Annotated in this window: 9 protein-coding genes; 3 read left to right on the plus strand and 6 right to left on the minus strand. The window is 53.8% G+C overall.

The window, feature by feature from the left end; translation table 11 throughout:
- Positions 1–61: 61 nt before the first annotated feature.
- Positions 62–1,117: a transaldolase gene (tal, locus tag HMPREF2954_RS09770; protein ID WP_045075164.1), complete on the minus strand. Its 1,056-nt coding sequence runs from the start codon at positions 1,115–1,117 to the stop codon at positions 62–64.
- A 135-nt stretch (positions 1,118–1,252) separates the two neighbouring features.
- On the opposite strand from tal, the gene HMPREF2954_RS09775 reads away from it, so the two are divergent.
- Together HMPREF2954_RS09775 and HMPREF2954_RS09780 are read left to right on the plus strand one after the other, a co-directional pair.
- Positions 1,253–2,227, plus strand: coding sequence for a KpsF/GutQ family sugar-phosphate isomerase (locus HMPREF2954_RS09775; RefSeq protein WP_045075161.1), 975 nt, complete (start codon positions 1,253–1,255; stop codon positions 2,225–2,227).
- 88 nt (positions 2,228–2,315) lie between these two features.
- Positions 2,316–3,575, plus strand: coding sequence for an RsmB/NOP family class I SAM-dependent RNA methyltransferase (locus HMPREF2954_RS09780; protein ID WP_045075158.1), 1,260 nt, complete (start codon positions 2,316–2,318; stop codon positions 3,573–3,575).
- Between the two features lie 458 nt (positions 3,576–4,033).
- Here the strand turns inward: HMPREF2954_RS09780 and scpB are convergent, their stop codons facing one another.
- From scpB to HMPREF2954_RS09805, 5 genes are all read right to left on the minus strand, one after another.
- A complete protein-coding gene (gene scpB, locus HMPREF2954_RS09785; protein WP_019271536.1) occupies positions 4,034–4,645 on the minus strand; it encodes an SMC-Scp complex subunit ScpB in 612 nt (203 codons plus the stop codon).
- Between the two features lie 200 nt (positions 4,646–4,845).
- Entirely contained in the window at positions 4,846–5,466 is a 621-nt protein-coding gene (locus HMPREF2954_RS09790; RefSeq protein ID WP_019271537.1) for an HI_0552 family protein, read from the minus strand.
- 119 nt (positions 5,467–5,585) lie between these two features.
- A complete protein-coding gene (locus tag HMPREF2954_RS09795) occupies positions 5,586–6,095 on the minus strand; it encodes a hemerythrin domain-containing protein (protein WP_003741856.1) in 510 nt (169 codons plus the stop codon).
- Between the two features lie 93 nt (positions 6,096–6,188).
- A complete protein-coding gene (azu, locus tag HMPREF2954_RS09800; protein WP_045075155.1) occupies positions 6,189–6,764 on the minus strand; it encodes an azurin in 576 nt (191 codons plus the stop codon).
- A 286-nt stretch (positions 6,765–7,050) separates the two neighbouring features.
- Positions 7,051–7,473 carry a DciA family protein gene (locus HMPREF2954_RS09805; protein WP_036491508.1) on the minus strand — a complete coding sequence of 141 codons (423 nt, stop codon included), beginning with the start codon at positions 7,471–7,473 and terminating at the stop codon, positions 7,051–7,053.
- Between the two features lie 157 nt (positions 7,474–7,630).
- Between HMPREF2954_RS09805 and secA the strand changes: the two genes are divergently transcribed.
- Positions 7,631–10,384 carry a preprotein translocase subunit SecA gene (gene secA, locus HMPREF2954_RS09810; protein WP_045075151.1) on the plus strand — a complete coding sequence of 918 codons (2,754 nt, stop codon included), beginning with the start codon at positions 7,631–7,633 and terminating at the stop codon, positions 10,382–10,384.
- Positions 10,385–10,682 lie beyond the last annotated feature (298 nt).

The raw sequence follows: 10,682 nt of genomic DNA on the forward strand, positions 1-10,682 counted from the left end.
TTTATGAGTGTCCAAGATTTGGGGGGCAGTTCAACCGTAAGCCTTACCTGCGGTTTGACAATCAAGCCAGCGGGGCGAGCAGTTTGTCGAAGGCTTCTTCAAACTGTTTCAAACCGTCTTCCTGCAAGCGGTTGGCGAGGGTTTCTACGTCTATGCCGAGTGCGGCGGTTTCGGCAAGCTGCGCTTGTGCTTCTTCTACACCTTCGGTCAGCGTGGCTTTGGCTGTGCCGTGGTCGATGAAGGCTTTGAGGGTGGCATCGGGGACGGTGTTGACGGTGTGTGCGCCGATCAGGCTGTCAACGTAGAGCGTGTCAGGATAGGCGGGGTTTTTGACGCCTGTGGATGCCCATAAGAGTTGCACGCGGTTTGCGCCTTTGGCTTCCAGCGCGGCAAATTCGGGGCTGCCGAAGTATTGCGCCCAGTCTTGGTAGGCGGCTTTGGCAAGGGCGATGGCGATTTTGCCTTTGAGGTGGTCGGGCAGCGTGGCGTCAAGCGCGCCGTCCACGCGTGAGATGAAGAAGCTGGCGACGGCTTGGATATGGGCAACGCTTTGTCCGGCTGCCAAGCGTTTGGCGATGCCGCGCGCGTAGGCTGCGTAGGCTTTGAGGGTTTGGGCGCGTGAGAACAGCAGGGTCAGGTTCACGCTGATGCCGTCGGCGATGAGGGTTTCGAGTGCTTCGATGCCTGCGTCGGTGGTAGGGACTTTAATCATGGCGTTTTTACGCGCGATGGTGGCATGGAGGCGGCGGGCTTCTTCTACCGTGCCTTGTGCGTCTTTGGCAAGCTCGGGGGAAACTTCGAGGCTGACGAAACCGGTTTTGCCGCCGGTGGATTCGTGTTCGGCAAGGCAAACGTCGCAGGCTGCCTGTACGTCGGCAATCGCCATGGTTTCGTAGCGTTGTTTGGGGCTGAGGTCTTGTTGTTTGAGGGCGGCGACTTCGTCGGCGTAAAGCGCGTCGCCGGCAAAGGCTTTTTGGAAGATGGCGGGATTGGAAGTGACGCCGCACACGCCTTGTTTCAGCATTTGCGCCAATTCGCCGCTTTGTACGAGCGAGCGGGAAAGGTTGTCCAGCCAGATTTGTTGTCCTAATGCTTTAACGTCCGATAAAATAGTCATCTCTGATTCCTTTAAATATAGGTTATTTGCGAAGCAGGCGGTAATGCTACCCCTATTCGGAAAATTTGGATAGTTTATTAGGGCATTTAATGATGTCCAAAACGATATAAAACGAACACAAAAAGGCGTAAATTTATGGCAGGAAACGGTCAATATCTCGATTGGGCGCGCGAAGTGTTGCACACCGAAGCGGAAGGCTTGCGCGAAATTGCGGCGGAATTGGACGAAAACTTCGTCCTTGCGGCAGACGCGCTGCTGCACTGCAAAGGCAGGGTCGTCATCACAGGCATGGGCAAGTCGGGACATATCGGGCGCAAAATTGCGGCGACTATGGCTTCGACCGGCACACCCGCGTTTTTCGTCCATCCTGCGGAAGCGGCACACGGCGATTTGGGCATGATTGTAGATAACGACGTCGTCGTCGCGATTTCCAATTCCGGCGAAAGCGACGAAATCGCCGCCATCATCCCTGCGCTCAAACGCAAAAACATTACCCTCATCTGCATTACCGCCCGCCCCGACTCGACCATGGCGAGCCATGCCGACATCCACATCACGGCGTCAGTTTCCAAAGAAGCCTGCCCGCTGGGACTTGCCCCGACCACCAGCACCACCGCCGTCATGGCTTTGGGCGACGCATTGGCAGTTGTCCTTTTGCGCGCACGCGCGTTTACGCCCGACGACTTCGCCTTGAGCCACCCAGCCGGCAGCCTCGGCAAACGACTGCTTCTACGCGTTGCAGACATCATGCACCAAGACGACGCCCTGCCCGCCGTCCGACTCGGCACGCCCTTAAAAGAAGCCATCGTCAGCATGAGCGAAAAAGGCTTGGGCATGCTGGCGGTAACGGACAACAAAGGTCGTCTGAAAGGCGTGTTTACCGACGGCGATTTGCGCCGCCTGTTCCAACAGCGCGACCGCTTTGACGGGCTGACCGTTGATGAAATCATGCACCCCTCACCCAAAACCATCCCCGCCGAACGCCTCGCTACCGAAGCCCTCAAAGTCATGCAGGCAAACCATGTGAACGGGCTTTTGGTAACCGACGCCGACGGCGTGCTGACCGGCGCGCTGAATATGCACGATTTACTGATGGCGCGGATTGTGTAGTCCAAGCAGGTCGTCTGAAACCCGATTCAACGTTTTCAGACGACCTTTCCAGTATAATCCAAGCCTTTCCCCCGATTGCGAACCCACCATGACCCCGATCCAACTCGACCATACCGCCAAAGTTCTGGCTGAAATGCTGACCTTCAAACAGCCTGCCGATGCCGTTCTGTCCGGCTACTTCCGCGAACACAAAAAGCTCGGCAGGCAAGACCGCCACGAAATTGCCGAAACCGCCTTCGCCGCCCTGCGCCATTATCAAAAAATCAGTGCCGTCCTGCGCCGTCCGCATGCCCAGCCGCGCAAAGCCGCGCTTGCCGCGCTCGTTCTCGGCAGAAGCACCAACATCAGCCAAATCAAAGACCTGCTCGATGAAGAAGAAACCGAGTTCCTCAGCAGCCTCAAAGCGCGCAAAACCGAATTTTCAGACGACCTCCATACCGCCGCCGAATTGCCGCAATGGCTGGTGGAGCAACTGCAAAAACATAACAGCGACGAAGAAATCCTCGCCTTCGGCCGCAGCACCAACCAAGCCGCACCGCTCGACATCCGCGTCAACACGCTCAAAGGCAGACGCGACAAAGTGCTGCCCCTGATTCAAGCCGAAAGCCCCGATGCAGAAGCCACGCCCTATTCCCCTTGGGGCATCCGCCTGAAAAACAAAATCGCCCTCAACAAACACGAATTGTTTTTAGACGGCACGCTTGAAGTCCAAGACGAAGGCAGCCAGCTCCTCGCCCTGCTCGTCGGTGCCAAACGCGGCGAAATCATCGTCGATTTCTGCGCCGGCGCAGGCGGCAAAACCCTCGCCGTCGGCGCACAAATGGCAAACAAAGGCAGAATCTACGCCTTCGACATCGCCGAAAAACGCCTTGCTAACCTCAAGCCCCGCATGACCCGCGCCGGACTGACCAACATCCACCCCGAACGCATCAGCAGCGAACACGACAGCCGCATCGCCCGCCTGACCGGCAAAGCCGACCGCGTTTTGGTCGATGCCCCCTGCTCCGGCTTAGGCACGCTGCGCCGCAACCCCGACCTCAAATACCGCCAGTCGCCCGAAACCGTCGCCAAACTTTTGGAGCAGCAACACAGCATCCTCGATGCCGCCGCCAAACTGGTCAAACCGCAAGGCAGGCTGGTTTACGCCACTTGCAGCGTGTTGCCCGAAGAAAACGAAATGCAGGTCGAACGCTTTTTGGAAGAACACCCGGAATACGAACTCCTCAACTGCGCCGAGCTGCTCGCCGGTTTGAAAATCGATTTGAACACCGGCAAGTACCTGCGCCTCGATTCGGCAAAACACCAAACCGACGGATTCTTCGCCGCCGTTTTGCAACGCAAGGAATAAATGTTCAAACAAGGCGTAAACACACGAAAGTCGTCTGAAAAACCGGATTCGGGTTTTCAGACGACCTTTCTCAATTCAGCCAAGCCGTAGCTTGAACTTTGCCTGCAAAATCAGCCAAGCAAATTTGGAATCGGACAATCAAGTTTTTTAGCGGGAAAACCTACGCTACATTTTGTGGCTATCGCAAACATACTTAACTTTGAATGCAGTATGTCGTCCAATTCCGTCATTCCCCCCGCAGACGGGAATCCATCGTAAAACGTAAGAAACCTTGATTTGAAGAACAGTTTCTGAATTTCAAAAATGGACTCCCGCCTGCGCGGGAATGACGGCTGACGACGGATCTCGTATTAAAACCAATACCTCAGGTCGGCATTCATGCCCGACCTGCAAATGGCAAAGCAGCGCCCAAGACACGAAAGGTCGTCTGAAAACCCTTTCAGACGACCCCTCCCAATTCAGTTGACCAACCTGCCCGAATTTTCAGACTCTTCCGCAGGCCCTTTCTCATCGCCTGTCGGCGGCGTTTCCACCAAATCGGGCAACACCAATTCACCCAACTCGGTCAATGGCGGCAGTTCTTCCAAACTGTCCAACTGCAAATCGCTCAAAAATGTTTCCGTCGTCGCCCACAATGCAGGCCGCCCGACCGAATCACGATGCCCGATCACTTCAATCCAGCCCCTGTCCTGCAAAGTCTGCATCACGTTCTGCGACACCGCCACGCCGCGTATGCCCTCAATGTCGCCTCGCGTCACCGGCTGCTGGTAGGCAATAATCGCCAGCGTTTCCATTACGGCGCGGGAATAGCGCGGCGCACGCTGCTCCTGAAGGCTGCCCAGCCGCTCGAATGCCGCCTGAGCAATCTGAAACCGCCAGCCCTCGTGCGTATGCACCAGTTGCAACGCCCTGCCCTGCCAACGTGTTTTCAACTGCGCCAATACATCGATTAATTTGTCCTGCGACAGCGGCGGCACACACAATTCGCGCATGGATTTTTCGTTTAAGGGTTCGGTTTGGGTCAAAAGCGCGGCTTCGATGAGCGCGTCGGGAGGGAGTTTTTCGTTCATAATTTAAGATTGTTGCTCGATATAACAAGTTTTCAGACGACCGCCAAGTGCTTAAAGGTCGTCTGAAAAACGGAAACAGCAGGATATGTTTGACAGGGCAAATTTAAATGAAGTACCTGTTTCGGCCTCTCATCGGAGCGGGAATGACGATGTGCGTTTTTCCTATTTTAACCTACGGCACATTCGGACAGAAACCGTCTTTATCCGCCATGACAGGCTTCATAAAGCGGCAGCAAATCTTCCACCGTTTCGGCTATCCATTTCGCTACATCCTGCTTGCCCAAATCGTCGCGTTCAATGTGTTTGCCGATGCAGAAAAAGTCTTCGTCGTTTTGCAACCTTCGGTCGGATTCGCTTTGTTGTGCGACGGTGCGGTAGTCGTCATATTCGCTTTCCGCGCCGTGCCACATATCGAATGCGGCGTATTTTTCGGTATCGAAATTGTCCAGCCAGCGGTTGTATTCCGGCAGCGCAATCGGTGATACGTCGGCTTTGTAGCAGTGCCAGTCTAGGCTGACGCTCAGGCGGCGGCGGTTCAATAAAATCGATAAAATCGCGGCGGAATTTTTGTATTGGGCGTATTTGAAGTAGGCGAAGAAATGGGCGCGAACCTGCCAGCCGTTACACCAGCGTTCGATATGCGGCGGGGCGAAAGGTTCGCCCAAATCGGCGGCGACCTGCTGTATCAGCTGCTGCCATATCTGCCAGTTTTCCTTGTAGTCGGCTTTGATTTGCGGAATGCTTTCGGGCTGGTATTTTTTGAGCTGGGCAAACTGGAAAAACGGGATATTGAACAAATCGCAGCTTTTTGGCGTCAGCATGGTTTGCTTCCTTTTCGGACGACGTGGTTGTGTTACGGGGGATATTGAGGTCGTCTGAAACTCTGTTTTCAAGTTTTCAGACGACCTTTGTTTGAAGAAACGGCAATCTGTAAACGGCCTTATCTGCGTCGGCGCGCCGCCATGATTTCGCCGATTTCGGTCAGCTTCTCTTTGGGGATAAACGTTTTGCCCATGTCGAACAAAGGCTCTTCAATCGCCAAATGCACATCGTAACCCGCCACAAAGCGTTTGAACGCTTCCGCATCGGGGATATAGGCGTTGTCTGCTTCGAGTTTGGCAAATTCGGCAGCCACGGCATCCCAGTTGCCATGCAGGCTCACATGCTGGCGCAAAAGCTCGTCCACGCTTTCTTGGGCTTGCGGCGCGTATTGCAGCAGGAGCGGGAAGAAGTTTTCTTCTTCGTCTTCATGGTGCAGCGGTGCGGCAACGTTGAAATACTGGGCGATTTGGCGGATGGTTTGCAAAACAATCTGATTGCAGCCGTTTTCGGCGATATAGTCCGACAACATGGCGACCTGGCCGCAGAAACGGCGCACTTTGCCGTGGCAGGCATACAGCATTTCAATCGGTTCGGCAAAGGTAACGCTTTTGGTTTCAAACGGATTCATGTTTGTGTTCTCAATGGGTACTTTTCAGACGACCATTTTATAACAAAACAGCCTGCATAAAGCAGGCTGTCTGTATTTTGAAGCTTGGACGGATTAGTCGACCAAAGTCACTTTGCCGTTCATCAAAGCACCGTGTCCCGGGAAGGTGCAGGCAAATTTGTATTCGCCGCCTGCCAGTTTGGCAGGATCCAGAGTCAGGGAAGCTTCTTCGCCGCCGCCGACCAGTTTGGTGTGGGCAACAACGCGTGCATCGTCAGCTTTCACATAGTCGGTTGCAGCAGCGCCGGCACCGTCTTTGAAAATACCGTCCATGTCTTCGGCTTTACCGATGACGATGTTGTGACCCATGCTTTCTTTAGGTTGGGTACCGGTGTGTTTCAGGGTAACGGTGAATTCTTTACAAGCTTTGCTGACTTGGATTTCTTTAGTGTTGAACTGCATAGCGTCGTTGGCTTCGACAGTAGTCGCGCAGTTGCCGGCGGCAGGTGCTGCGGCAGAATCGGCAGGCGCTGCTTCGGAAGCAGGAGCAGCATCGGCAGGTGCAGCAGTTTCCGCAGGAGCGGCTTCAGAAGCGGCAGGCGCTGCATTCTCAGCAGGTTTTGCAGGTTCTTGCGAGCAGGCAGCCAAACCGATAACGGCGGCAGAAATCAGGGCTAAATATGCTTTCATTTGTATCTCCTAATGATGAGAGTCTGTTAAATTTTACAAAACAAAACTTGCGAATATATTAATAAACCCATATTCGGGTTTACTATCTACAAGCGGAACCAAAGAAATAATGAAGCCGTATTCTGCTACAACAACCCAAACAAGTCCAAGATTCCATAGCAAATTTACATCAGTTTACCTAAAAAAGAATGACTACTATTCAGGTATTATTCCTTTAGTATTAGACCCTCTCATTCGAACGAATGAAATTTAACTTATATTAACAATTTAAATAATAATTCCCAACTCAACGGCTGTGTTTGCGCACCAACTCCGCCAGCGCGGCAGCCAATTCAGGATGCTTGTCTTCCAATTTTGCCGCCGCCGCATCAAAACTCTCCAATGCCGCCCCGCTCAAATGCAGGCTGTTGACTTTGGGTTGCGCCGGCGGCTTCGGCACGACTTTGACCGCCACATCCCGAATCCCCGCGTTCAATTCCTGAAGCTGCGGCACAAGCGCGGGCAATATCATTTTCAGGCGCGAAGCCGCCATACCGTTTGCCGCCAGCAACACCAGCCTGCCCTCTTCGATGCAGGCGGTTTGAAAGTGCGGGTGCAGGTTTGCCGGCAGGATGCGTTTGACTGCCGCATCCAGCCTGCGCCATTGTTGCGACTGCTGCAACAAACCGGCCAACCGCGCATCCCGCTTGCCCAATTGTTCCAAATTCATATGTTTCAGACGACCTTTTCAAAGTGTACGGTTGTATTATCAAGATTGAAATCCGGTAAAACTGCCTTTATTTCAAACGGCATGACTGCCTTGCTGCGAGGCTTGTGTTAAAATCCCCGTTTCGCCATTATTTTATATCAGGCGCAGGAACTATTTCATGCTGACAAACATTGCTAAGAAAATCTTCGGCAGCCGCAATGACCGGCTGCTCAAACAATACCGTAAATCCGTTGCCAAAATCAACGCACTCGAAGAACAAATGAAAGCCTTGAGCGATGCGGATTTACAGGCTAAAACAGCCGAATTCAAACAACGTCTTGCCGACGGACAGACTCTGGACGACATCTTGGTCGAAGCCTTCGCCGTCTGCCGCGAAGCGTCCCGCCGCGTACTCGGTATGCGCCACTTCGACGTACAGCTTATCGGCGGTATGGTGCTGCACGACGGCAAAATCGCCGAAATGCGTACCGGTGAAGGTAAAACCTTGGTCGCTACGCTTGCCGTCTATCTCAACGCCCTGTCCGGCAAAGGCGTGCACGTCGTTACCGTCAACGACTATCTTGCCTCGCGCGACGCGGGCATCATGGCACCGCTCTACAACTTCCTCGGCTTAACCGTCGGCGTCATCATCGCCGATATGCAGCCGTTTGACCGTCAAAACGCCTACGGCTCCGACATTACCTACGGTACCAACAACGAATTCGGTTTCGACTACCTGCGCGACAATATGGTAACCGACCAATACGACAAAGTTCAGCGCGAATTGAATTTCGCCGTAGTGGACGAAGTGGACTCCATTTTGATCGACGAAGCGCGTACCCCGCTGATTATCTCCGGTCAGGCGGATGACAACATCCAGCTGTACCAAATCATGAACAGCCTTCCCGCGCACCTCATCCGCCAAGAAACCGAAGAAGGCGAAGGCGATTACTGGGTTGATGAAAAAGCACACCAAGTCATCTTGAGCGAAGCGGGTCACGAACACGCCGAGCAAATCCTGATTCAAATGGGTTTGCTGCAAGAAAACGACTCCCTCTACTCCGCCGCCAACATCGCCCTGATGCACCACCTCATGGCAGCATTGCGCGCGCACACGCTGTTCCACAAAGATCAACACTACGTCATCCAAGACGGCGAAATCGTCATCGTGGACGAATTTACAGGTCGTCTGATGTCCGGCCGCCGCTGGTCCGAAGGTCTGCACCAAGCCGTCGAAGCCAAAGAAGGCGTGGAAATCAAACGCGAAAACCAAACCCTCGCCTCCATCACCTTCCAAAACTACTTCCGCCTGTACACCAAACTTTCCGGCATGACCGGTACCGCCGATACCGAGGCTTTCGAGTTCCAAAGCATCTACAACCTCGAAACCGTCATCATCCCGACCAACCGCCCCGTACAACGTAAAGACTTCAACGACCAGATTTTCCGTTCTGCCGAAGAAAAATTCGAAGCCGTCGTCAAAGACATCGAAGAATGCCACAAACGCGGACAGCCCGTCCTCGTCGGTACCACCAGCATCGAAAACTCCGAGCTGGTTTCCCGTCTTCTGCAAAAAGCCGGACTGCCGCACAACGTCCTCAACGCCAAAGAACACGAACGCGAAGCCCTGATCGTTGCCCAAGCCGGTAAAGTCGGCGCCATTACCGTCGCCACCAACATGGCGGGGCGCGGTACCGACATCGTCCTCGGCGGCAACCTCAAGCACCAAATCGAAGCCATCCAGTCCAACGAAAACCTGAGCGACGAAGAAAAAGCCGCACAAATCGCCGCCCTTGAAAACGGCTGGCAGGCAGAACACGACCAAGTGGTCGCGGCAGGCGGCCTGCACATCATCGGTACCGAACGCCATGAAAGCCGCCGCATCGACAACCAATTGCGCGGACGCGCAGGCCGTCAGGGCGACCCCGGCTCCAGCCGCTTCTACCTCTCATTTGAAGACCCGCTGCTGCGCCTCTTCGCGCTCGACCGTGCCGCCGCCATCCTCAACCGCCTTGCGCCGGAACGCGGCGTCGCCATCGAACACGGCATGCTGACCCGCCAAATCGAAGGCGCGCAACGCAAAGTCGAAGGCCGCAACTTCGACATGCGCAAACAAGTATTGGAATACGACGATGTTGCCAACGACCAACGTAAAGTCATCTACCACCAACGCAACGAAATCCTCAACAGCAAAGACGTCAGCGACCTGACTAAAGGTATCCGCGAAGAAGTCATCAGCGATTTGGTCGATTTGTACATACCGCCCGACAGCATGGAAGAGCAATGGGACATCCCTGGGCTCGAAAGCCAGCTTGCCGCCGAGTTCCGCCTGCACGAAGACATCCAAGCATGGCTCAAAGCAGACACCACATTGGACAATCAGGACATCAAAGAGCGTCTGATTAAACGCATGGAAGAAGAATACGCAGCCAAAGTCGAGCTGGTCGGCAAAAAACCGATGGCGGATTTCGAACGCAACGTCATGCTGCAAGTCATCGACCTGCAATGGCGCGAACATCTTGCCGCCATGGACTACCTGCGTCAAGGCATCCACCTGCGCAGCTATGCCCAGAAAAATCCGAAACAGGAATACAAACGCGAAGCCTTCGCCATGTTTGAAAACCTGTGGCGCGGTATCAAGCATCAAACCGCTTCCCTCTTAGCCTCCGTCCAAATCGAGCGCAACACCGATGTAGAAGAAATTGCCGAACCCGCACCCGTCGGCATCCAAACCATCCACTCCGAAGCGCCCGACATGGAAGAGCTGCTCGGACAATCCCAAACCAATTTGGTTACCGAAGCGTTCGATCCCGACGGAACGGATTTCAGCCCCGAAGCACTTGCCGCCCAAGGCCAAGTCGTCCACCGCAACGACCCCTGCCCTTGCGGCAGCGGCCTGAAATACAAACAATGCCACGGCAAACTAAGCTGATGACAGCTTAAACAAAAGGTCGTCTGAAACTTTTCAGACGACCTTTTCATTTTGGCAAGTTAATTTACATCAAGACAAAACAATGAAACCGCAGACAGTACGGATAGAACTAAATCCATTGACTTTATGCTTTCAAACATTATAAAAATCACCCGCCTTGATTTCAGGTAAAGCAACACAGTACCGGTTTGCCCACACATACTGCCTACTCTGAGAAAAGATGACTTCAACTATCTCATCTAAAGAAGCACTGTCCACCGCAGCAATTTTATAGTGGATTAAATTTAAATCAGGACAA

The sequence above is a fragment of the Neisseria sp. HMSC067H09 genome, from assembly GCF_001814135.1.
GTDB lineage: Bacteria > Pseudomonadota > Gammaproteobacteria > Burkholderiales > Neisseriaceae > Neisseria.